This window comes from Neobacillus endophyticus (genome assembly GCF_013248975.1).
GTDB classification, from domain to species: Bacteria; Bacillota; Bacilli; order Bacillales; family Cytobacillaceae; genus Neobacillus; species Neobacillus endophyticus.
In genome coordinates, this window is the sequence record NZ_JABRWH010000001.1 from 995,051 (window position 1) to 1,018,588 (window position 23,538).

Below are 23,538 nucleotides of genomic sequence, written 5' to 3' on the forward strand. Positions count from 1 at the left end.
TCGAAATAGTTTAATCAAAAAGGTGGGACGAGCATGAATTGGCATTTTGACTGGAATGAAGGCTTTATGTTTTCGACTTCCCTCATTGGATTATTCGTTATTTTAAGTCTTCGGAAACACTTCGACAAAATGGTTTTTATCATTATCTGGGTTTATTCTTTAGCCTTTGTGGAAACCATCGATTATTCCGTAGCAGCCAGCCCTTTCAGGTACTACTACTGCGGTGATAATAAAACGTATGAACCTTCAGCTGCAGCGATCCAGCTATTTCTTTATCCTTGCTTTTCATACCTTTTTCTTTTTTTCTATGAGCGGTGGAATATCACAGAAAAAAAACTCATTGTGTACTTCCTTGCCTGGGATCTTCTTTCTGTTTTCTTCGAATGGATAAATGTAATAAATGGAGTCTTCACTTACACAGGGTGGCATCTATTTTATTCCGCATTTGTATATCCGATTTCCTGTGCTCTCTTATTGATCGTGTATCATTTCACGAAAACCCAATTAAAAAAACCGATTCAGACTTGATTTCCATATACAAAATCTATACATATTCTTTACATTAAATTAAGAATGAAGCTGCCTATATCCAATATAATGAAGGGGAAATTACTATTTTAGAAGGGTGAACCATCAGATTAGATCCTAACGGAAATGATCGGCGTAATTAGTGAGAGTTACAGACAAACAATAAGAAGGAGTGATTGTATGGATACATTTTCTCACGTCGTCATGGGAGTTGGGTTAGGTACTCTTGCTTTCATAGATCCTTTAGTCGCAGATCATTCAACCCTATCCCATGCCGTCATGCTAGGGACAGTAATCGGTTCAAACGCACCTGACTTTGACTTTATTTATCTAGCAAAAGGCAAGGGAAGCTATTTTCGGAATCACAGAGCCCTTTCACATTCCGTTCTGCTATTACCATTATGGAGCATCGCCATTTCAGGTAGTACTTATTTCTTTTTCCCAACAGCCTCTTTTCCTCATTTATTTTTATGGACACTATTAGCAGTGATGCTGCATGTCTTTTTTGATTTATTTAATGTCCATGGAACGCAAGTTTTACATCCCTTTTCAAAAAAGTGGATAGCTTTTGATTCACTCCCATTATTGGATCCCACGATTTTGTTAGCACATTTTTTAGGGTTTATCCTGCTTCCTTTCTTTGACCCGGGAAAGGTCTTCCTCATAATCTATCTATTTATTTTTCTTTACCTTGCTGTCAGGACTCTTTCAACAGTCTTGACAAAAAGAAAATTAAATTGCCATTTTCGCAACTCCATCCGCATTAAGTTGATTCCACGTATTACCTTACTAAATTGGGACATTATCATTGAGACAAATGAAGATTATTTGTTTGGCGTTTATTCAGAAGGCAGTTTGCTGATCGAACATTCTTTTTCCAAGAAAATAGACTTTCCAGAACTGGTTTCTAACAGTAAGAACCACCCTGCCGTTTCAGACTTTCTTTCTAGTACCCAATATGCCTATCCCTTTGTTCGTGCAAGAAAAAATGGCTATTTCATTTTTTGGAAGGACCTTCGTTTTCGCAGCAATAAGTTTTTTCCCACTCTTGTCATCTTATGGATATCATCCGACTTAAAGATTAAGAATGACTTTATAGGGACATTGCACTCCTTAAAACAATACAAACAGGTGATAAAAGACTTAAATAAAACCATCACCCTTAACGAAAAACCACCTGCTTAAAGGCTGAACGGGGAACCCATTAGGCTTATTAGGAAATTTTCAATAGGTTCAATTTCCCCTGACTTTCTTATTAGAAAATGCCCATTTATTATTTCTTTAAAAAGGACTGATAGGATGGAAAAGAAATTACTGATTATTTCTTCCGACCATACAGGACATGGACATAAAAGTATAACAGAATCTCTATGCGAGAGAGCCAAAGCTTATAGTGGATTAACGATACATGTAGTAGATGGATTTTCTCTTGGTAATCGATTGTTATTAAATATAGGAAAATCTTATGGACCCATCACGAGAAACGCTGAGAGCTTATGGAAGATGATATGGAAACTATCAGCGATAAAACCCTCTTTAGTAGACCATTTTATTGAATCATTGATAAGAGATGACTTTCTAGAATTGCTGGCAGAAGTGAAGCCGGATCTAATTTTATCCGTTCATCCTAATTTTAACGGCTCTATTTTAAATATTTTGGAGAAGCACATGATAAAAATCCCTTTTGTTACTCTAATTGCTGACCTCGTAAATATTTTCCCCCTTTGGGCTGATAAAAGGGCCAATTATATTATAAGCCCCACTTTGGAAGCCCAAGATAAATGTAGGGAATTCGGAATTCCGCATGAGAAAATCCAGGTTTCAGGATTTCCGGTCCGATCCCGTTTTTTTCGAAAGAACGATACTCAACAAAAATGGTATCGAAAAGGACAATCATTAACCTTCTTGATCATGAGCGGTGGTGAAGGCGCAGGCAACATGAAGAAAATAGCTGAAACCCTCCTCAGCCATTTTGATTGCACCGTCAAAATTGTCGCTGGGAAAAACAAAAAACTTAAAAATAAGCTGGAAAGGTCCCTTAAACATCAATATGGCGAAAGAGTGATGATCTATGGATTCACCCACAATATCCAAGATTTAATGCTAAGCTCTGATATTGCTTTTACCAGAGGAAGTCCCAATGTTATGTTTGAGGCCATAGCTTCTAATACACCATTGATCATTACTGGAGCTTTGCCAGGTCAGGAAGAGGACAATCCAGCTTTTGCCGAGAATTTCAATTTGGGCGTCGTTTGTAAAAACCAAAAGGATATTAAACATACCATCACCCAATTACTTGAAAATGACGGAGAGAAACTCCATAGAATGATGACCTGCCAAAGAAAGTTTGTAAATGCAAATGCAGCGGAAGACATTCTGCAATTCATTTTGAATGTCGGGGAGTCTGATTCTGAAAAAGCAAAAGTAAAACTATTATAAGTTGCTAGGTGCAGAGAGGCTAAAAACTGGCCAGGGATTCTCGCTTCCTGGGTACGTATAACCCTCTAATAAAAAAGCTGACCCAAGGATGTTGGGTCAGTTTTTTTCCTGCTATAAAAGAGCCAGCGGACGATTAACCTTTTTTAGTAATAACAGAATGGTAACTGTTGAATAATCTCAAGGATAGATTTTTGGTGAATTCTTGTGCCTCATGAATAAAGGCTGTCAAAACAGAACTCATGTAGTCAGATGAACGAATCTCAAGGCCTAAGTTTTGGTATACTTGTGGACTTAAGTAGGAAACATGCACTTTCGGCAATATGGAGGGAATGGCCAGCTCCGGGAGAATGGTGTTCCCCACCCCTTCTTGAACCATAGCAATGATCGTAGCGATGTCACTGACTTCAAACGGGATGGAAGGAGTTACCCCTTGTTCTTTAAAAACAGTACGAAGAAGACGGTCGCATTCCTTTGGCAGGATGAAGGGCTCCTTGGCGATTTCCTTTAGTTTAATATCGGATTGATGGCTCAATGGGTGCTGTTCCGGTATAATTACCACCATTTTATCCTGCAGTAACGGAAAAAATTCAAATTCATGCTTTTCCTCCGCAATCAGCCCCACATCCACTACCGATAATTTGATCCAATTCTTAACCTCTTCATAGCTCCCTTCGTATAGCGTGACATCCACACCTGGAAATCGTTGTTTAAAGGAACTGATCATGCCTGGCAATAATTTAGCTGCCATGCCTGAAATACTGGCGATTCTAATCGTACCCGTTTCGATTTCAGTGATTCCGCTAGCTTCGTTTACAATTTTTGATTTGATCGTTAATAAATCCTTTATCAGGCTCGTAATACGCTCCCCTACTTCGGTTAAGCTGACCCCATTCCTATGGCGGTTTAATAATTTTACATTTAGCTCCGATTCCAGCGCAGCCACTGCCTGACTGACGGCCGATTGCGAAAGGCCGATTTGCTCTCCCGCTCTCGTAAAACTTTTCGTTGCTACTACCTTTAAAAATACCTCTAATTGAAATAATGTCATGGGATCCCTCTTTTAACTTCTTTATGAAGGTGTTGTTTGGGGCAATCGGGGGTATCTAGAAATCGATTACCTTTGTATACTGCGTTTTAATCGTACTTACGTTCAACTAGACTTGGCGGCTACTTCACCCTTACGCTTTTTTCACTCTTTCCCCAGAACTAGGGACCGCCTTCTTCACCCTGTATCGCTGTTTTTTCTCTTTCCCCGCAACTAGAACCCGACTACTTCACCTTGGAGTCTCATTTTCGTGCTTTGCACGTAACTAGAACCGCTCTACTCCAGCCTTCATCGCTGTTGATCCTCTTTACACGCAACTAGAACACTCCTTCTTCAGCTTGGAACCTTTTTTTCGTGCTTTACGCGTAACTAGAACCGCTCTATTTCACCCTACATCGCTGTTTTTTCCCTTTTCCCGCAACTAGAACCCGCCTTCTTCACCTTGGAGTCTCATTTTCGTGCATTACGCGTAACTAGAACCGTTCTACTTCAGCCTTTATCGCTGTTTTTTCTCTTTTCCCGCAACTAGGACTCGCCTACTTCACCTTGGGACCTTTTTTTCGTGCATTACGCGTAACTAGAACCGCTCTACTTCAGCCTTTATCGCTGATTTTTCCCTTTTCCCGCAACTAGGACCCGCCTACTTCACCTTGGAGTCTCATTTTCGTGCATTACGCGTAACTAGAACTCCTCTACTTCAGACTACATCGCTGTTTTTTCCCTTTTCCCGCAACTAGGTCCCGCCTTCTTCACCTTGGAGTCTCATTTTCGTGCATTACGCGTAACTAGAACTCCTCTACTTCAGACTACATCGCTGTTTTTTCCCTTTTCCCGCAACTAGGTCCCGCCTACTTCACCTTGGAGTCTCATTTTCGTGCATTACGCGTAACTAGAACTCCTCTACTTCAGACTACATCGCTGTTTTTTCCCTTTTCCCGCAACTAAATCCAGGCTTCTCCATCCCGAACCCTTTTTTCAGCCTTACCCTTACCCGTACCTAGACCTCTTTTACTTCAGCTCCCTCCATTATTTTAGAACCATCCGCAACTAAACCAAATTCCACACATTAGTTTTTACTAATGTATATTATTAAAAGTATTAATTTTACTTATACTACATTCCATCATATACTACAACCAAGAACAGATGAAAGGTGAGGATGTTCAATGAGTATTTCACACGCTAACGGGCAGGAAATTCAGAAGGAAATTGAAACAAGTGCATCTGTACTGATCGATTGCTGGGCGCCATGGTGCGGCCCATGCAGAATGATTGGCGCTGTCTTGGAGGAAATTGATTTCGAACATGATGTCAAAATTGTCAAAGTAAATGCGGATGAAAATCCCGAGTTTATCAGTGAGAATCAAGTAATGGGAATTCCTACAATGTTATTTTTCCAAAATGGCCAGCTTGTGAAAAGAATTACCGGCTTTCAACCTAAAGACATGCTGGTCGAATCCCTAAAGGATTCCGGCTTGATTGCTTAAAGAAATAAAATGAGCAGGAACGATTTCTTTGTTCCTGCTCTAAAACTGTTGGTCCTTCACATTATAAAACGGCGGAATACGGAGCCATTCATGCCGATCCAAGTACTGTTTGAGCGTTAAACCAGATAAGGTCTTTTTTAGTAAAATTTTAGAAAAAATAAGTCCTACATCGGCACGGATAGATTCTGAAAGTCCTTTTGCCGCATAATTAACCCCCATTGCGAGGTTATAGGACATTAAATTGGCCAATTCTTCATCGTTGAGCTTTGCTCCCTCCGGTATATCACGGAAATCGCCGAGCGGCTTTTCCGGTGTCGTTTGCGGCAGGGGTATGCCTTCTTTCATTAAGAACTCTTTGAGCTCGTCTCGAATCGGGATATGCAGCGTTTCCCTAACGTTCTTTAAAATTTGTTTCAATTCAGGATCTTGGGCAAGATTGTAACCTATTTCTTCGCTTCGCATAGTCGTTTCCGTCCCTAACAGAAAAAACCAAAGGTTAGAAACCTCCATCACATTCAATGGGCGTTTCTTTCCGTCCATAAAGGGCTGAAATGCATCATGAATCACATCAAATACCTTCATATGTAAAGATCCCACCAGACTTTGGATATAATTTGTTCTGATGGTATCTTTTCCATTTTGCTAGGAAAACATGTCTGGAAAAATAGTTATTCACTTATTTTTCAGCTGTTCGCGGATACCAAAATGAGCAGGCGTTCACTCCATCTCTTCCAGTCTTCTATATTTCCTCTCCAGATATGGCTACACTTTGCCGCTCAGGGATAAACCTATGTCCGTTCCATTTCAAAACGGTTTGGACATATCCCAGACCATCCGCATTATACCTACCGGCAATTCGCTGATACGCTTCGAGTTCAAAGGTGCCATCCCGATTATAATCAATCGGATATAACCCTGATAATGGATTTACCCAGCCGGTTATAGGAGCTTTCAACACTCCTTGGCTTGAATAAATTTCGGATAGATAGTCCTTTCCTTTATAAGTAAGATCCAACATATACTTTTCTTTCAGCGTATAACTAATCACTTCTGCCTTGTATTGATTTTCGTAATTCACAGCATACTTGAGTGATTCATTAAAAATATCGGAATCAAATATTTGGACGATATGGCCGCTGATCGAAGAAAATACATACGCGTAAATAGCACCACCACTTCCTCCGGTATCGATGGCCACTAATATGTCGTCTCCCTTATTGCCGGTAAAGTCCCCCAAATACAAGGTTGGACGGTAACCCGCATTATTCTTAAAAGGAATGTGCTCTGTATGATGGGTTCTGCCATTTTGGATTACCAGCGTAATATTTCTCCAAAAAGGGCTATCAGGTGTTTTCATTGCTGTCAGCAGGACACTGTCCATTACCCCGTCTCCATCTATATCACCCCTTTTGACCGCCACAATGGAAGGTTGATTCTGCCTCATTTTTCATCCCACCCCTCTTTCATACTTTATAGAATCATATGTAGGAATAAGTCAGAGCATGATGTACACAATTTGTATACTTTTTTTCGAAAAGAAATTGGATAAATATGTTAAAATAAACACAGGTCTTTTTGAAAGTGGAGGCAATGGGAATGAATTCTTTAAGAAGTAATAATCGCCCCTTCCTAACCGAAAAGCTTTGGACGGCAAAATTTATCACTCTATGGCAAGCACAGCTTGTATCGACTTTCGGTGATGCCTTTTATAATATCGCACTTGGTGTTTGGACACTTGCTGCCACCCATTCCACTGCCTATATGGGAATTCTTCTTGGCATAAGTTCTTTGGCAGGAGTATTGGTTTCACCTTTTGCAGGAGTATGGGTCGACCGACTAAACCGAAAACGAATCCTCATTTTAATGGATGTCATCAGAGGAATATGCATCGTACTTGTTGCTTTAGCTGCCTTTCAAATGGTTATAAAAATTTGGATGGTGACCATTGCAGGAATCGTTCTTGGCGTATGCGGTGCCATCTTCAGACCAGCCCTTAATTCCGTGATTCCCGACCTGATACCGGAGGCAAAAATAGAGAATGCCACTTCAGCCTTTTCCATTGTTTCAAGCAGTGCCAATATGTTCGGAAGTGCTTCAGGCGGGTATTTGCTGCAGTTGTTAGGCGCACCTTGTCTGTTCTTTATAAATGGATTTTCCTATCTATTTTCCTGTCTTTCTATTTGTTTTATTAAAATTCCAACGATAAAAAAAAGAAGTACACAGCATTTTATGGAGGATTTGAAAAGCGGCTTCCAGTATATCTGGAATTTCGAAGGATTGCGATCCTCTCTTATCTTGGTGGCCTCTTTTAATTTTTTATCCTACATAGCCGTTATTCTTTTTCTGCCTTTCTTTCAATTTACTAACGGGCTTGGCATCGGGAAATATGGGCTCACAATGGGATGTTTTATGTTTGGCGCCATGGCAGGCTACATTTTGATGACCATTTTAAAGATCCCAGCCAACAGCAGATTTATGTTCTTCATCCTATCTGTCATTGCTTCAAATATCTTTCTGATTCTATCCGTCCATATACGTTTATTCATTCTGATGGCTCTATTTGTTTTGGCAGGTGGCTTTTTTAATGCCATCATCAATGTCATGCTGCTCTCCATTATACAAATCTCTACTCCACAAGAAATGCGGGGCAAGGTCCAATCATTTGTATCGATTGCAAGCCAAGGGCTGACACCGATTGCCATGGCTGCGGGAGGGATTCTGGGCAGATATTTTTCTATTAAACTGATTATTACATTAGCTTTTTTTATGGTGATTGTGGTAACAATTCCCTTCGCCTTTAACAAGCGATTCCGTACTTTTATGTCTTTAGAAAATCAACACGTTACGGGCGAAAGAGCTGTTACATAGCTTGTAAACATCAGCAAGTTTTTCCATGTTTTATAAGGATGTCTTTCATAAGAGAAACCGGTAATCCCGCTTGCAAAAGCTGTTTCATCACTTTCATGTACGGTGAAATATGCTTGAAGAAGTTTTTGTATGAGGCACATAAATAATTTAATCCTTGCTCCTTTTCCTCGGAAACAAGAAATCTATTTTTCGGGCACTCGCCATGGCAGGCAAAGCGAAACTCACAATTTTGGCAGACGCGGGGAAGGGTACTCCGCTTTTTCCTGCCAAAATCACGCTGAAAGCGCTGATCGGCCGCTTCCATTAATCCGTCCTTAATGTTTCCTAATCGATATTCCGGTGAAACATAGTGATCGCAGGAAAATAAATCACCATTGTGTTCCATCACTAAGGCCCTGCCGCACTCTTCAGCAAATAGGCAGATAGACGACGGAATACCTGCCCAAGCGGCCAAGGCCCATTCAAAGTTCATAACGAAAACAGAGCCGATGTCCTCCCGCACCCATTCGTCAAAAATGGAGATCAGGAACTCACCATACATTTCCGATTCTACCGTCCAGGGGGACACGTCAAATCTGCATTCTTCCCGTTCTACCACAGGGATCAATTGAATATATTGAATACCCTGCTGTTTGAAAAAGTGATAGATTTCAAGCGGCTTATAAGCAGAATGTCTTGTGACACAGGTTAGAACGTTATATTCGACATGATGTTTTTTTAATAGCGACAGCCCCCTCATTACCTCATGAAAGGTGGGCTTTCCTCCTCGGTCAAACCGGTACTGATTATGAATGGCTTCCGGACCGTCCAAGCTGAGGCCCACCAGAAAATGGTGGGCAGAAAGAAATTCACACCACCGATCCGTTAAGAGGGTTCCATTCGTTTGAATCGTATTTTTGATTTGTTTCCCGCCGGCATATTTTTTCTGCAATGAAACAGCTTTTATAAAGAAATCGAGCCCCATTAAAGTTGGTTCGCCGCCCTGCCAGGCAAAGACCACTTCCTCTGTGTCCTGGGAGGCGATATATTGCTGAATATACATCTCTAGCACGTCATCAGGAAGACGGAAGGAATGATTTTTAGGATAATTTGATTCTTTTTTGGTGTAAAAGCAATACTCACAATCCAGATTACACATAGGTCCAGTCGGCTTAGCAAGAAGGTGAAAATGATGGCTCTTTCCCAATGAATTTCTTCCCTTCATCAGTGATATTGCGTCATTCCATTGATTGTAATGCGGATCAGATCCCTTTTACTTTTTTTAAAAAAAGGACCAGCATCTAATTCAATGATCACTTTTTCAATTTGTCCGCTAAAGGGGAACTCCGGCACGGGGTAGCTGGTGCTGACGGGTGTCAATCGATCCTGGCCAATATCTAATCCCTCAACTGAAAGCACAAATGGCAATGTCCGCGGCATATAAACACTGCCCCCCTCCTGACCATTGATCAAAAGTTTGCCTATTCCATTAGTGATCAGCCCGCGATTAAAGGTAAACTGAATGATTGAATAACCTGCGGGTACTATCATAGAAGATTGGATTCGATAAACAGTGCCAATGAAATTATATTCATAGATTAATCGGTTATCTTTGATATACAAGGTATATCCGCTTGAATGGCTGCCATGAGCGATTAAGACACCCTCTGCTGCGTCATTGGAACGATAGATGGGAATCGTGATGGAGTAGGAGGACAAATTGATATTAGGTGCTGCACTTGATGGCAAATGCGCCATCCCAGGATAAAAAATAAATGTGGTTCTTCCCTCCTGAAGGCCTTCATACCCATTTAGCGGCGGCTGATCAACCATAGGCAGGACGCCATATTTCTTTGCTTCCTCCCACCATATGGCCGTAAGCTCATTTAATTTCCCCGGATATTTTTCTGCCAAATTAAACTTCTGTGAAAAATCTTCGTCCACATGGTATAGCTCCCAATGATCCTGCTGATAAGGAATGCCTGGCTGATGATACGTGACCGCTACCCAACCATCATGCCAAATGGCTCGGTGCCCCAGCATTTCAAAATACTGAGTGGTTCTTCCTGATGGAGCATTCGGTTCGGTCAAAGTCTCTTTTATACTGACCCCGTGAAACGGCATTTGCGGAACCCCTTCCACTATTTTCGGTGCTTCAATATGGAGAAGGTCCAGTATGGTAGGTGTAATGTCCACGGCATGATAAAATTGCTGGCGAATCGAGCCGCGATCAGGAATCGTTCGAGGACAGTGTACAATAAGAGGAACATGTGTGCCGCCATAAAACGTATCTTGCTTATAATACTTAAAAGGAGTATTGGCTGCCTGAGCCCAGCCTTTAGGATAATTGGAATCGGTTTGCGGTCCCCCAATTTCATCAATATGTTTGTACAGTTCATTCACACTTTCGATGATGCCATTGAAATAGGCAGCATCATGAATAGAACCGTTCCAGTCGCCTTCCTGACTGGCGCCATTGTCGGAAAGTAAAACAATCATCGTATTGTTAAGCAGATTTTTGGAGGTTAAGAATGCAAGCAGCCTGCCCACTTGCTGATCAGTGTGAGTCAGAAATCCGGCATATGTCTGTTGAAACTTGCTAAACAATGTTTGTTCTTTCCATGTCAATTGATCCCACGGCTTTATGCCTGGATTAGCCTCCACGAGTTCTGTTCCAGGTGGGATGACGCCCATTTCCATCTGCCGTCTGAACCTTTCCTCCCTAATATAATCCCAGCCCTGATCATATACCCCATCATATTTGTCGATAAATTCCTTTGGCACCTGATGGGGCTCATGTGTTGCCCCGAAGGCCACATACAGGAAAAAGGGACGGTTTGGTGTAACCGAAAGATGATCGGTTAAAAATTCCATCGCTTTATCCATCAGATCCTCTGATAAATGATAATTAGGTTTATCAGGCCTAGGCACCCGGTGATTATCGTATACCAAATCCGGCTCATATTGATCCGTCATTCCTAATAAAAAGCCGTAAAATCGGTCAAAGCCCTTGGAAAGCGGCCAGTTTTCAAAGGGTCCGCTTGATGCAGCTTCATGGCCTGGAACGAGGTGCCACTTCCCAACCATATAGGTCGCCATCCCATTTAGCTTTAGAATCTCTGCCAGAGTGGCAGCTGTATTGGAAATGCCTCCCCGTTTATTTGGGTACTCGGGGCCCCAATCGATTTCCGTAATCATCCCAACCCCCACTGAGTGGCAGTTCCGCCCCGTTAATAGACAGGCACGGGTAGGCGAGCACAACGGAGTGACAGTAAAGTTGTTGTACCGCAGACCATTTGCAGCTAATGAGTCAATATGAGGTGTTTCAATCTCAGAGCCGTAACAACCTAACGCAGAGAAACCCACATCATCCAAAACAATACAAATGACATTTAGATCCGCTTGGTTTTTAAAACCTTCCTTCATTCTCATCACCCGCCTTCTTTTAGGCAATCTGACAAAGTGCTTCAGGGTATTTGCAAATGTATATTACTAATTTATTAATATGGATTTTTTAATATGAACTATAAAAGGATTTTCAGTTTTTCCTTAAATTCCATTTTCATTTGTGGGAAAATGGAATTTAAGAGGCGATAAAGGGTGTTTTATGAATATACGCTTTGTTATCCATTTGACTGATGATAAAGCTTGCTATTTCTTTATTTGTAATGAATGATCCTGGCATATCGGTAAAACTGACTTTGACTGGATTGCTTTTCACGGCTTCTCTCACAAAAGGGAGCCTAATTAACGTCCAGTCAAGGTCTTGATTTTCCAACAGAATGTTGAACTCTTCTTTTTTATTTATTATCATTTTGGAAAAAAACACTTCAAACATTGTGGCTCCAATCCGATTTAACAGGCTTTTTTTATCCCCTTTAATGGTAAGTGAAGCTCCTGTCACTCCTATATATCGCTTCATTTTCTTTTCTTTCATTACTTTAAGTATTTGGCTTGTAACCCTGCTATATATTGGCGTATCTCTCATACGTTGCCCAAAGCAATTTATGACGATGTGACACCCTTCCAGCAGTTGTTTTATTGCCTCTATATTCACTACATCCCCTTTCACAACCTCCATTTTATCATCACAGATTTTTATTTTATTAGGACTTCGAACAAGCATACGAACTTGGAAGCCATTTTTTAACGCTTCTGAAGCTAAAAAGCGGCCAACCTTACCAGTGCCGCCAATTAAAGCAATTTTATATGGATGATCCACACAATCCCTCCTAATAATCACCTGAAAAATTCCACCTTATTGCTTTTATTAAAGGTTTTGTATTTTTCTTTATATACTACCACAGGTCACCTAAATTTTATTATTTACATCCATTTATACCTAAAATTGACATATCATTCGTACCGATTATATAATAGTTCTATGATTATTGAACAAAGAGTAAAAGATGAACAGTTAGTACGAATATTTAAAGCATTGGCTGATCCAACAAGACTCGAGATTATCCGAACTTTATACAGGAGCGGACGGGAAATGAATTGCGGAGAGGTAGGTGAACAATGCGAAGCATCAAAATCCAATGCCTCCTATCATTTTCGATTATTACGCGAGGCAGGACTCATTGTCGTTCGTAAGGAAGCTCAGTCAAAACTCATCAGATTAAATCTAGAAGTATTTGAAAATTATCTCCCTAGTTTCCTAACAACCCTATAAGATAGGGAGATTTTTTTTATCTCATTGTTCAATAGTTATTGAACTATAGAATTAAGGAGGAACCCTTTATGAAAAACATTTATTTACTTTTTCTTATCATGTTTGCCATTGGCACAGATACCTTCATTGTTTCCCCGCTGCTGCCAACATTAGAAAACGCCCTGCATATTAAACCTGAACATTTAGGATGGATTGTGGGGGCTTATGCGATGGGATATGCTTTATTTGCTATTTTCATAGGTCCATTGTCGGATGGATGGAATCGAAAAAAAGTATTGCTAATCGGCTTAATCTGCTTCGCCACTGCCACTTTATTTTGCGGATGGGCTTTTAATGAATGGTCCATATTGCTGTTCCGCCTATTAGCTGGCATGAGCGCCGCCATGGTAGCCCCTCAAGTTTGGGCACTGGTTCCCGCCCTTGTCGATCCCAAGGATATTATAAAAGGAATCGGCATCGCGGCTGCAGGGCTGTCTTTCTCTCAATTTATCGGGGTCCCATTGGGAAGCTTCTTGGCAATGGAGCACTGGTCCACACCCTTTTACATACTTGGAGCCTTTTCCTACGTTTTAGCCATCTTTTCAGTTTATCTACTTCCAGAACTTACACCCAGCCAGAACCAAACTGTCCACCCATGGACGAGATATAAACAGCTATTCTCTTCAACTCAGAGTATTCCCGGCTTCCTTGCTTATCTGCTTTTTCAAATTGGAAACTTTGGATCGTTCACGATGATTGGACTTGTGCTTCACGACTTCTATCACTTATCCCTGTTTGGCATCGGCACTACGATGATCTTACTTGGCGCCGGAAATTTACTTGGCAGCTTTTCAGGAGCCGCTTTGACAAAAAAATTTAGTACCAGAACCGTGTTTTACTCTGGCATATTTAGCTTGGTGCTCCTTTATTTAGTTCTTTCAACTCTTCCACTTATATCAATTTTTGCTGCATGTTTTCTAGTTGTCTTTACCCTGGGAGGAATTTTATTTCCCATCATGATGAGCTCATTACAATCCCTCCAGCCATCTTTAAGGGGAACCATCTCCAGTTTAGCAAGTGCTGTCATGTATGCCGGCGCTTCTATTGGCTCCACCTCCACCGGATGGTTCTATCATGCTCTTCATGGTTTCCATGCAGTGGGGCTCTTTACAGTGATATTCTTCCTGTTATCGGTCATCTTTTTTGGAAAAAGCAAATTCTTTAAAAAGAAGATTTGCCCAGCGTTCTCTAGTTCCTATAAAGCGGAGCTCTAAAACTTTGAAGGACAAATACCTTTTTAATATCTGTGAAACTGTCCTTCATCTTCGCTATGAAGGACAGGGGGCCCTTCTGACAAACTCAAAATTGTCCTTCATCATCACTATGAAGGACAGCGAGCCTTCTTGCGATCTCAAAAATGTCCTTCATCATCACGATGCGGCCGATAAAAACATCCTTCATTACAGTTGGGCTCCGTGCAATTGAATGGAATACGCAATGAAAGGAAAGGATCCGGCAGCCGCTAAACTGGCCAAATGCCGGATCCTCTGAGTTACTCCTGACTTCTAAAATACATCGCTGCTCTAGACAAATTAAAAGGCTGCCCAGCGAATAAAGTCTTAAGGGCAGCCGCGTTTTTGTATTTTATTGAACCTGTAAACTCACATCATCCACATAGAAATCGGTTGGGTTGCTGGAGTCATTCGTTCCTTTGAAAGCAATTTGGATGGTCTGGCCTTTGAAATTTATCAGATTGTAGCTATGCTGCACCCAGCCGGATGCTGTGCCATCATTAAGTGTTAACAAGGTTGATAGGGCTGAACCGCTTGAATTACGTACTTGTGCGTATAAATAATCATATGGATGACTGATTTCTGTTGTTGATACATACGTCCAAAAAGTTAGAGTTGCACTGGTTGCTGTTGATGGGATTGTAACAGTTTGATAGATGATATCTGTACTATTGTTATAGCCATTTAGATAAGCAGAGTAGCTGCCGGAGTGTGGCAACGATGAATCAATGATTTGATAGCCCCCTGTGCTCGATTCCACCCATGGTGATTGCCCGCTTTCAAATCCTCCATTTTGAATCAGCTGTGTTGCCGTACCACCTGTACCTCCTCCCGTTCCTCCACCTGTACTGCCTGATGATCCATTAATATCACGAATTAAGTTATAGACGTCAGGTGTTCCGATACCGGAAGCCATATCATATCCTGTAGTCGCAGGATAATACAGATTTTTTCCTGTCGTAATGTCATGATACGCTGTGTATGTTTGCGTCGTATTAAAAGCCTTATACAAAGTCGGATTTGCCTGACCAAGGCTACCCTTGCCATTTGCTGCCGCATATTGATTATTTAATGCGGCGATTCCCGCCCATAGCGGCGCAGCGGCCGATGTACCGCCGACTACAGTCCAGGAACCTGTACTATAGATAGAATAACCAGTGCTTGGATCGGCATCTGCCGATACGTCCGGCACCTGGCGTTTCCCGTTCGAATAACTATTTTGCACACCAGGGCCTGACTGGAACGAAGGCATTGCATACACTTGGGACAAACCGCCGCCTCCACCCGTTCTATTTAGGGTATTGCTCCAAACCGATTCTGAACCGTAAGAAGAGTTGCTGAGATTTAATTTGGTTCCGCCAACACCAGTGACATAAGGGTCGTTTGCGGGACTATCGACTTCCAAGGTAGCTCCGCCGGAATCGTAGGCTCCATTGTCACCAGATGCAGCAAAAATGCTTTGTCCTTGTGCGGCATATTGCTGAAAAATGGTATGCAAACTATTCAAAGTGGCACTCGAAATATGCTGCTCTCCTATTCCCCAGCTGACAGAAATTGATTTTGCTTTATTATCTGAGGCAATTTTTTGATACGTATCGATTAACCCCTGATCTGTGTTTGGTCCCTCATAAACGACGACTTGTGCTTTTGGTGCAATGGCATTGATGACCTCAATATCCAGTTCAACTTCTGTTTCGCCTTGACCGGCAGCGCCGCTATAACCATCAACATATACATTGGTTGGTGCAAGACTGCCAAGACCATAATAATTGCTATAGGTACTGACATTCGTTGCTTTATATCCATCCAGTTCCATGACTGCTACGGTCTGTCCAGATCCAGTATACCCGGAGCTTGCCAGCGGGCTGATGTCGTATGCCCCTTTTAATTCAGCTGGTGTATACCCGCCGGCAGGACCGCTGCCTACATTTGGTTTCACCACAGATGCTGGTTTTTGTTTTACCAGCTGCGAGGATTTTCTTATTTTCGGATGTGTGTAGTGCGCTTCATTATTCAGACCTTCAATATCTGTAATGATCCCTGAAAATTCCACAGGGATGCTGGGCGCCTCAGTATTTGAATAGTAAACATCACCCTTAGAATTTTTATAATTATTAATGGTGACGCCAAATGTATCCTCCATCATTCCGATCGTTCCGCTGACAGTAATAAATGCATGATTGGCTGAAACATTTTTGACTTCAAAGCCCTTGCTTGTTAAAAAGCTTTTAACTTTTGCCACCGTTTCATCTGTTGGCCCATATTGGTTTTTGAATTCATCCGGTGTTAAAAAATGTTTGTAATTAGGGGAAGCAGGATCGTTCAGGCTAGATAGGAATTGCTCCAGCTTATCACTATTTCTTAACTGAAGGGCAATCGTTAAAGAAGCTTTTGTATTTCGATTGGTGTGGCCAAGGGGCGTACCATGCTTTGCTGCCATGGGAGCTACTTTATTAAGGTGCACACGGTTTGATGCAGCAGCAAGACTTGATCCGCTAGACAAACACAACGACAAGCTGAACAACGAAGCAACAGTTGACGCCAATAATTTCCTTTTCCTCATCCTTCCACTCTCCTTTTCTCCAAACAAAAAAGGCCTGCCGCCATGACAGAACCTAGGTCCCTTTAGGCGGCCCGACTACCGTAGAACGGAGTTTTTCATCCTGTTCTTTAGGCTCGCGGCTTTGCGTCACTATTTTTCAATAGCTTTGCCTTTTTCATTAGGTTCAATTGTATAAAATTTCCTCTTAATTGGTATTTTACTAGGTGAGTAATTCAAAGTATATAAGTATTTCCTCCTAAAAAATGGTAAACACTCAACAAAACCGGCTATTAGCGTTAAGCCATCTTCTTCCTAAAATACAAATAGGGAGCACTTTTCTAGTGCCCCCATTAATGTTTTTCATTATTTATATAAATTTGATAATTATTTCTGCCCTTCTCTTTAGCACGGTAAAGAGCTTGATCCGCGGCTTTTATGAGTGATTCAACATCAAAACCCTTTTCGTAAATGGCAATTCCTATACTCGAGGTCGTAACAAACTCATGCTCGCCAATTTTCCATTTATCTTTTAAGGAATCAATGATTTTCTCAGCTATTACATTAGCATCCATTTCATGTTCAATCTCTAATAAGGCACAAAATTCGTCGCCGCCAATTCGGGCTAAGATATCACATTTTTTTATACAGCCCTTAACCCTTTGAGAGAACTGAATTAATAGTTCATCTCCTACATCATGGCCTAATGTGTCATTTATCAGTTTGAATTTATCGAGATCCAGATACATCACGGCGATTTTCCGTTCGGATTGATGAATCTCTTTTAAAGCTTGTTCGAGCTTCTCTGTAAATAATCTTCTGTTCGGTAAATCAGTCAGCATATCATGGTAGGCCATATAGCGCAGTTTCTTCTCAAACGATTTCCTCTCCATAATTTCTCTTGCCACAACAAGGACATGGAGGATATTCTTCTCACCATCTAAAACAGGTGAGGCCTTCGCTTCTAACCAAACACAGTTACCATTGGCATGCATATGACGAAATTCTACCGTTTTTGTCTGTTTTGTCACCATAATATCCATAAATTGATGGTAGATGTAGTCCCGATCCTGCGGATGAATGAAATCAAACAACCTTTTTCCTTCATAGACTTTAGGAGTATAACCTAACACTGATTCATGAGAAGGAGATGCATAGATCATGATCCCATTCGAATCTATATTACTCACTAAATCAGTCATATTATCCGCAATCATTTGATAGCGGTTTTTCAATTCTGTGAGCTCTATTTCTTTCCTTTTCCGATCAGAAATATCTCTTACAATGGCAATGACATACGTACAAACACCATTTTGGTCAAAGACCGGCGTAATCTTTGATTCAAAATGAATAAAATCGAGAGGAGTTTTTTGTTCATTTTGCCTGTAAAGAGAAGTACTTACTTTGAAATCCTCATATGTGACGTATTCTTTTAGTTTGATGGCATTATGATATTGTGCGTTAATGATTTCAGCACTTTCTTTAGGCATGACTTCTTCAATCGTTTTGCCAATGGCGCCATCTTCTAGTTTAGCCATTCTCTTCGCAGGCTCGTTTACAAATAAATAGCGAAAACGCCCTGCTTCATCTACTCTCATGATATAGACTAAATCGGAAATGTTATCAAATACTTCAAAAAACGAGTCAATATGTTGAATGATGTCCAATTTGCTAGTTAACATATAATTTCCCCTTAAAGACATAGTTGAATATCCTTAAAAAGCCTTTAAGGTATTCGGCAGCCAGGCGATCTTAGAAGCATGAACCTTAGATCCGTAGCTTTGCGTCCTTATCTTTCGACAAGTTTGCCTTTATCGTAAATATAGCTATACTCATTATAAAGCTATATGCCAATCATGTTCCATCCCATTTTATGGTATCAGCCAAACGTTTTTTCCAGCCAACACCCCGTAATACCAATAGGTGCTATCTACCATTGCAGTTTGCTTCACGGTGAAACTGCGTTTTTTGTAGACTGACAGCTTCGCAAAGACGACATCCTTCGTTCCGCCCCAAGGTTTGCTGTAAGCACTGCCGTTTCCACTTAGACAAAGGTTTTTCACTTTGTTGCTTACATTTTCGTAGTTTCGGGAAATGAAGTCAGTTGAAAGAACCCACCCGATCGGGCTTGTCCCAGTCTCATTTCCGCTTAGTAAATAATAGGTTTGACTGCCCAGTTTGGCTTGTCTCTTAATATAGTATACCTTATTTATATAAGCAGTTCCTGCTTGGAATGGTGAACTGCTTCCAAGGTTTTTATAAATTTTCACAGTGCCATTCTGAATATTTCCCAATCGGCTGGCGGCACTTTCCACGGCTTGGTTCAGGTTTCCGGCATCCATCCAAACGGTCTTTCCCGCTAAACTCCCTTGGTACCAAACGGCATTGCCAACCATTTCTGTTCTATTAATCTTAAATTCTAAATTTGTATCATCCGAAAGCGATCCAAAGACGACATCATTCTTCGCTCCCCAAGGCTTACTGTAAGCACTGCCGTTTCCGGTAAAATAGAGCGTCTTGGAAGATTGATCTACTAACGTATTGGGATAGGTGATGACATCCGCAGCCTTCACCCAGCCAACCACTCCGTCCGTACTGCTAGGCTGGCGGCTTAACAAATAATAGGTTTGCTTGCCGAAAAAGGCTAATTTTTTAATATAAAAGGTTTGGTTCATGACAGAATCATCTGCTTTCATAGATGATGTGCTATCATTATAGTTTTGATAGATTGAAATATTGCTGTTGCGAATTTGTCCCAAACGATTCGTATCTGCGATTTTATCAGGCAGTTTTTGATAGTAAGAGGCAACTAACTGAACAAACTGATCCCAGCTATAGCCCCACTTCTGAAAATAATCAATCGGATCCGTATGGGTGGTTCCTCCAAGAAACTTTGTCACGGCGTTATGGGACCATAATGTACCTGTTCCCGTATTCCCAGCATCAATCAATGGCAGATTATAGCGATAGAGTATATTCGCAATATAATTGGCATCGTTATTCACTGATCGGGCAAATTCATCAAATGTTTTCGCCCTGACGAGTTCAACATGGACAAACCTTTGATTGGCATACTTCCCTGCGCCCCATGCTCCATAATCCAGCGAATGAATTTCGATTACATGTGAACCATCCACAAAAGCATGGACAAAGGCATTTTGATAGTTTTTCGACATATAGGAGATTTCGCCGGTAATCGTTGAATTGTCATTACCCGTCTCATGTACGACAACGCCTTCTACCTCCCCGAAGCCATTACGATAAGTAAAATTCGGAAAAGAACTTTTATAGTCATTTTGTACCTTAATCGGTGCTAGATTTTGCGAAAAAATATAATCATTTACTTTGGAACCGGTTGTTCCCGCTGCACTTATAAGTGACGGTGAGCCAACTAAAAGCACGATGAATGTTAACACAAGGATGATATGCTTTTTCATTTCTCCTTTAACCCCATTCTCTTTATCTAATTCTATATATATATCTATTATACTATTAAAATAGTAACAAAATTGACATCATTTATTTTTGTCTGATAAAAAATTTAAGTTTTTATACTTGTTTTTTTCCACATACTTATTCCATAACGGAAGGGCACAATGTTAATGGAGGATTTCAAATAGTAGAAGGGGAACCTTACTGACGGCAGAAATTTCCCGTCTTTTTTATGTGAGGAAAATAACGATCCAAACAAAGGAAAAGAAGAATCAGTTGGAAGCAAAGCAAAAGGAGCAGACAATTAGCTGCTCCTTCCACATTATCTATTCATCTTCGTATTATTTATATTAATTACTTAGAAAAGAGTCCTTTCAGTGCGAAAGACACATTTTGAGGTCTTTCTGCCAGCCGGCGCATAAAATACCCAAACCAATCATTCCCAAACGGAATATACACACGCATTTTATAACCTTCTTGAACTAATTTCAGTTGCATGTCTGTGCGAAACCCATACAACATCTGAAATTCAAATTGATCTCGAGGGATGTTATTTTCACGAGCGAATTGTTTTACTTTGGCAATAATATGATGGTCATGAGAAGCAATCGCAGTATAACTTCCACTCAGCAGATGCTCTTCAATGATTTTTAAATAATTTTCATCCACCTTCTCTTTCTCTTGAAAGGCGACTTCAGGAGGTTCTTTATATGCTCCCTTTACTAAACGCAAAGGAATTCCTTTTAATTCTTTAACATCTTGGTGAGAACGAAACAAATAAGCCTGAATAACCGTTCCAACATTGTCATATGTTTCACGCAATTCTCTTAGGATATCGAGCGTTATTTGACAATGGGCATGATCTTCCATATCGATTCGGACAAAATTGTTATGTTTTTTAGCTGTCTCAAGGATCCGCTTCATGTTGCTCAAACAAAAGTCCCGATCAATATCCAGTCCCAGCTGAGTCATTTTAACTGATAAATTACTATTAACTCCGGATTTCGCAATCGCTTTCAATGTCTTTACATTATATTCTGTTGCTTCCAACGCTTCTTCTCTGCTTGAAACGAATTCACCTAAATGATCCAGTGTACAAATCAAGCCCTTATTGTTTAATTCTTGAACTTTTTTAATAGCACTCTCGATCGTTTCTCCTGCCACAACTTGTGAAGCTCCAAATCGAAGGCCCCATTTTTTGGCCGCTTTATTTAATCCTTTACTTTGGGAGGCATAAAGAAATACATTTTTCGAAACTTCCGCTAACATTGCATTCCCTCCAGCTGTTTTGTTTTTAAAGGGCAGCTACAACAGCTGCCCGCCTCTTCTTAAAATGTTTGGCTAGTTGTTTTTGCTTGCATGTGCAAGATCAGGTAGTCTGGTCCTCCTGCTTTTGAGTCCGTTCCTGACATATTAAATCCGCCAAATGGCTGGTAACCAACAATTGCTCCCGTACAGCCGCGGTTGAAATAAAGATTTCCGACATGAAATTCTTCTTTTGCCCGCTCGATATGTTCAGGATTATTAGTAATGAGAGCTCCAGTTAGTCCGTAATCGGTATTGTTTGCGATTTCCATCATATGGTCAAAATCCCGAGCCTTGCAAAAAGCGAGAACAGGCCCAAAGATTTCTTCTTGCATAAGACGCGCACGTTCATCTACATCAGCAAAAATGGTTGGTTGAATGAAGTACCCTTTGGAATCGTCGCCATCTCCACCCGTCATCAATTTACCTTCCTCTTTGCCAATTTCAATATATTTCATGATTTTATTGTAAGAAACTTGACTGATCACCGGCCCCATATAGGTATTTGCGTCTTCCGGGCTTCCTAAACTTAATGTCTTTGTTAATGCCACTGCTTTTTCAAGTACTTCATCGTAAACATCTTGATGTACAACAGCACGGGAACCAGCTGAACACTTTTGTCCAGAAAATCCAAAAGCAGAGTAAACAATAGAGGATGCCGCTAAATCCAAATCCACGTCTTTATCAACAACGACGGTATCTTTTCCTCCCATTTCGGCAATAACACGCTTTAACCAAAGTTGACCTGGATGCACTTTTGCCGCTCGTTCATATATACGGCAGCCCACTTCCCTGGAACCTGTAAAGGAAATGAAGCGTGTTTTCGGATGATCCACAAGGTAATCCCCTATTTCCGAACCTTCTCCCGGAACATAGTTCAGTACCCCTTGAGGAAGTCCTGCTTCTTCCATGATTTCTACGAATTTGGCAGCGACGACCGGTGTATTATCAGATGGTTTAAGAAGGACTGTATTTCCTGCAACGATTGCTGCAGTCACGGTTCCTGCCATGATCGCCAATGGGAAGTTAAACGGTGAAATGATGATTCCTACGCCAAGCGGGATATAATTGAACTTGTTACTTTCTCCCTCACGGCTGTTTACTGGTACCCCATCTTTTAATTGCATCATCTGACGGGCATAGAATTCAAGAAAGTCAATGGCTTCTGCTGTATCCGCATCCGCTTCTTTCCAAGGTTTTCCTGCTTCTTTTACAAGATAGCCTGAGAATTCATGCTTACGGCGGCGAAGGATCGCAGCTGCCCGGAATAAAATATTCGCACGTTCTTCCGGATCATGCTTTTTCCACGATTCAAATGTTGAAAGAGCAACTTGCATTGCTTTTTCAGCTAGATCTTTATCAGCTTTCGAAACATTCCCAATGATTTCTGTCTTATTACTTGGGTTAACCGAGATCGTCTTTTCAACCGTTGTAATGCGCTCTGAACCAATAATTAACGGATATTCTTGACCTAATTGAGAATTAACTAAACTCAGGGCTTCTTCAAATGCTTGTTTATTTTCTTCTATCGAAAAATCTGTAAATGGTTCATGTTTGTACGGTTTAATTGGACTTTTAGCTTCAGTGATCATGACATTCTCTCCTCGCGAAATAATTTTAAAAATTTGACCCTGTTATATTTGGTTGTTGATTTCCACTCTAATTAACTGAGTATAAAAAACAACAATGTCGTTTATCAGAGCCAAAATTTAATAGATAACAAGTGTTTAAGACTTTTCACAAGCTTAGGAACTACTAATTAGAAAATTTACAATATTAAATATAAGTGTATTATAAAATATTTTAGACAATTTTGTACACATATTTTTAAAAAATGTTCATATTTTTATCAAAAAGACACTTTTGTTTAATGTGGTGTACAATTGTGCTCAAAAAGCTAATCTATTACCAATGGATTTTTATATAGACCAGTTCCTTGTCAGGTACATGAAAAAAGCCACGAATTCAAA

At 40.7% G+C, this 23,538-nt stretch carries 18 protein-coding genes and 2 riboswitches; of the genes, 7 read left to right on the forward strand and 11 right to left on the reverse strand.

The features are described 5' to 3' along the window. The first annotated feature begins 33 nt into the window (after positions 1-33). From HPT25_RS04840 to HPT25_RS04850, 3 genes are all read left to right on the forward strand, one after another. Positions 34-528, forward strand: a complete 495-nt coding sequence (locus tag HPT25_RS04840) for a hypothetical protein (protein ID WP_173060724.1) — start codon at positions 34-36, stop codon at positions 526-528. 180 nt (positions 529-708) lie between these two features. Further along, on the forward strand, positions 709-1,713 hold the full coding sequence (locus HPT25_RS04845; RefSeq protein ID WP_173060727.1) for a metal-dependent hydrolase: 1,005 nt from the start codon (positions 709-711) through the stop codon (positions 1,711-1,713). A 114-nt stretch (positions 1,714-1,827) separates the two neighbouring features. After that, a complete protein-coding gene (locus tag HPT25_RS04850) occupies positions 1,828-2,967 on the forward strand; it encodes an MGDG synthase family glycosyltransferase (protein WP_173060730.1) in 1,140 nt (379 codons plus the stop codon). Positions 2,968-3,100: 133 nt separating this feature from the next. On the opposite strand, the gene HPT25_RS04855 is transcribed toward HPT25_RS04850, so the two are convergent. After that, positions 3,101-4,015, reverse strand: a complete 915-nt coding sequence (locus HPT25_RS04855) for a LysR family transcriptional regulator (RefSeq protein WP_173060733.1) — start codon at positions 4,013-4,015, stop codon at positions 3,101-3,103. Positions 4,016-5,178: 1,163 nt separating this feature from the next. Here HPT25_RS04855 and trxA point away from each other — a divergent pair. Beyond that, positions 5,179-5,499: a thioredoxin gene (gene trxA / locus HPT25_RS04860; RefSeq protein WP_173060736.1), complete on the forward strand. Its 321-nt coding sequence runs from the start codon at positions 5,179-5,181 to the stop codon at positions 5,497-5,499. 39 nt (positions 5,500-5,538) lie between these two features. On the opposite strand, the gene HPT25_RS04865 is transcribed toward trxA, so the two are convergent. Further along, positions 5,539-6,081 (reverse strand): DUF3231 family protein, encoded by a 543-nt coding sequence (locus HPT25_RS04865; protein ID WP_173060739.1) that lies wholly within the window; start codon positions 6,079-6,081, stop codon positions 5,539-5,541. A gap of 157 nt (positions 6,082-6,238) precedes the next feature. Continuing rightward, positions 6,239-6,943 (reverse strand): YybI family spore inner coat protein, encoded by a 705-nt coding sequence (locus HPT25_RS04870; protein ID WP_246277140.1) that lies wholly within the window; start codon positions 6,941-6,943, stop codon positions 6,239-6,241. Between the two features lie 152 nt (positions 6,944-7,095). Between HPT25_RS04870 and HPT25_RS04875 the strand changes: the two genes are divergently transcribed. After that, positions 7,096-8,367 carry an MFS transporter gene (locus HPT25_RS04875; RefSeq protein ID WP_173060742.1) on the forward strand — a complete coding sequence of 424 codons (1,272 nt, stop codon included), beginning with the start codon at positions 7,096-7,098 and terminating at the stop codon, positions 8,365-8,367. A 10-nt stretch (positions 8,368-8,377) separates the two neighbouring features. Here the strand turns inward: HPT25_RS04875 and HPT25_RS04880 are convergent, their stop codons facing one another. The 3 genes from HPT25_RS04880 to HPT25_RS04890 form a co-directional block, all read right to left on the reverse strand. Beyond that, positions 8,378-9,571 carry an anaerobic sulfatase maturase gene (locus HPT25_RS04880; RefSeq protein ID WP_173060745.1) on the reverse strand — a complete coding sequence of 398 codons (1,194 nt, stop codon included), beginning with the start codon at positions 9,569-9,571 and terminating at the stop codon, positions 8,378-8,380. Then, positions 9,571-11,772, reverse strand: coding sequence for an arylsulfatase (locus HPT25_RS04885; RefSeq protein WP_173060748.1), 2,202 nt, complete (start codon positions 11,770-11,772; stop codon positions 9,571-9,573). Before HPT25_RS04885 ends, HPT25_RS04880 begins: the two co-directional genes overlap by 1 nt. A gap of 157 nt (positions 11,773-11,929) precedes the next feature. Next, positions 11,930-12,568, reverse strand: coding sequence for an NAD(P)H-binding protein (locus tag HPT25_RS04890; protein ID WP_173060751.1), 639 nt, complete (start codon positions 12,566-12,568; stop codon positions 11,930-11,932). 162 nt (positions 12,569-12,730) lie between these two features. Between HPT25_RS04890 and HPT25_RS04895 the strand changes: the two genes are divergently transcribed. After that, positions 12,731-13,021, forward strand: a complete 291-nt coding sequence (locus HPT25_RS04895) for an ArsR/SmtB family transcription factor (protein ID WP_173060754.1) — start codon at positions 12,731-12,733, stop codon at positions 13,019-13,021. 68 nt (positions 13,022-13,089) lie between these two features. Then, positions 13,090-14,274: an MFS transporter gene (locus HPT25_RS04900; protein ID WP_173060757.1), complete on the forward strand. Its 1,185-nt coding sequence runs from the start codon at positions 13,090-13,092 to the stop codon at positions 14,272-14,274. Between the two features lie 370 nt (positions 14,275-14,644). Here HPT25_RS04900 and HPT25_RS04905 read toward each other — a convergent pair whose 3' ends face one another. The 5 genes from HPT25_RS04905 to pruA form a co-directional block, all read right to left on the reverse strand. Continuing rightward, complete coding sequence (locus tag HPT25_RS04905) at positions 14,645-16,855, reverse strand: protease pro-enzyme activation domain-containing protein (RefSeq protein ID WP_173060760.1); 2,211 nt, start codon at positions 16,853-16,855, stop codon at positions 14,645-14,647. Between the two features lie 62 nt (positions 16,856-16,917). Further along, positions 16,918-17,015: riboswitch (cyclic di-GMP riboswitch) on the reverse strand. A 169-nt stretch (positions 17,016-17,184) separates the two neighbouring features. Then, positions 17,185-18,513, reverse strand: a complete 1,329-nt coding sequence (locus tag HPT25_RS04910; RefSeq protein ID WP_173060763.1) for a diguanylate cyclase domain-containing protein — start codon at positions 18,511-18,513, stop codon at positions 17,185-17,187. A gap of 52 nt (positions 18,514-18,565) precedes the next feature. Further along, positions 18,566-18,651: riboswitch (cyclic di-GMP riboswitch) on the reverse strand. Between the two features lie 51 nt (positions 18,652-18,702). Beyond that, the gene (locus tag HPT25_RS28985; RefSeq protein WP_173060766.1) at positions 18,703-20,268 is read right to left on the reverse strand and encodes a GW dipeptide domain-containing protein; all 1,566 of its coding nucleotides are present in this window, start codon (positions 20,266-20,268) and stop codon (positions 18,703-18,705) included. Positions 20,269-20,617: 349 nt separating this feature from the next. Continuing rightward, complete coding sequence (locus HPT25_RS04920) at positions 20,618-21,532, reverse strand: proline dehydrogenase family protein (RefSeq protein WP_173060769.1); 915 nt, start codon at positions 21,530-21,532, stop codon at positions 20,618-20,620. A gap of 59 nt (positions 21,533-21,591) precedes the next feature. Continuing rightward, positions 21,592-23,160, reverse strand: coding sequence for an L-glutamate gamma-semialdehyde dehydrogenase (pruA, locus tag HPT25_RS04925; RefSeq protein ID WP_173060772.1), 1,569 nt, complete (start codon positions 23,158-23,160; stop codon positions 21,592-21,594). Positions 23,161-23,538: the final 378 nt, after the last annotated feature.

Coding starts and splice junctions, on each gene's coding strand:
- HPT25_RS04840 (WP_173060724.1), top strand. CDS start 34: ATGAATTGGCATTTTGACTGGAATGAAGGCTTTATGTTTTCGACTTCC.
- HPT25_RS04845 (WP_173060727.1), top strand. CDS start 709: ATGGATACATTTTCTCACGTCGTCATGGGAGTTGGGTTAGGTACTCTT.
- HPT25_RS04850 (WP_173060730.1), top strand. CDS start 1,828: ATGGAAAAGAAATTACTGATTATTTCTTCCGACCATACAGGACATGGA.
- HPT25_RS04855 (WP_173060733.1), bottom strand. CDS start 4,015: ATGACATTATTTCAATTAGAGGTATTTTTAAAGGTAGTAGCAACGAAA.
- trxA (WP_173060736.1), top strand. CDS start 5,179: ATGAGTATTTCACACGCTAACGGGCAGGAAATTCAGAAGGAAATTGAA.
- HPT25_RS04865 (WP_173060739.1), bottom strand. CDS start 6,081: ATGAAGGTATTTGATGTGATTCATGATGCATTTCAGCCCTTTATGGAC.
- HPT25_RS04870 (WP_246277140.1), bottom strand. CDS start 6,943: ATGAGGCAGAATCAACCTTCCATTGTGGCGGTCAAAAGGGGTGATATA.
- HPT25_RS04875 (WP_173060742.1), top strand. CDS start 7,096: ATGAATTCTTTAAGAAGTAATAATCGCCCCTTCCTAACCGAAAAGCTT.
- HPT25_RS04880 (WP_173060745.1), bottom strand. CDS start 9,571: ATGAAGGGAAGAAATTCATTGGGAAAGAGCCATCATTTTCACCTTCTT.
- HPT25_RS04885 (WP_173060748.1), bottom strand. CDS start 11,772: ATGAAGGAAGGTTTTAAAAACCAAGCGGATCTAAATGTCATTTGTATT.
- HPT25_RS04895 (WP_173060754.1), top strand. CDS start 12,731: ATGATTATTGAACAAAGAGTAAAAGATGAACAGTTAGTACGAATATTT.
- HPT25_RS04900 (WP_173060757.1), top strand. CDS start 13,090: ATGAAAAACATTTATTTACTTTTTCTTATCATGTTTGCCATTGGCACA.
- HPT25_RS04905 (WP_173060760.1), bottom strand. CDS start 16,855: ATGAGGAAAAGGAAATTATTGGCGTCAACTGTTGCTTCGTTGTTCAGC.
- HPT25_RS04910 (WP_173060763.1), bottom strand. CDS start 18,513: ATGTTAACTAGCAAATTGGACATCATTCAACATATTGACTCGTTTTTT.
- HPT25_RS28985 (WP_173060766.1), bottom strand. CDS start 20,268: ATGAAAAAGCATATCATCCTTGTGTTAACATTCATCGTGCTTTTAGTT.
- HPT25_RS04920 (WP_173060769.1), bottom strand. CDS start 21,532: ATGTTAGCGGAAGTTTCGAAAAATGTATTTCTTTATGCCTCCCAAAGT.
- pruA (WP_173060772.1), bottom strand. CDS start 23,160: ATGATCACTGAAGCTAAAAGTCCAATTAAACCGTACAAACATGAACCA.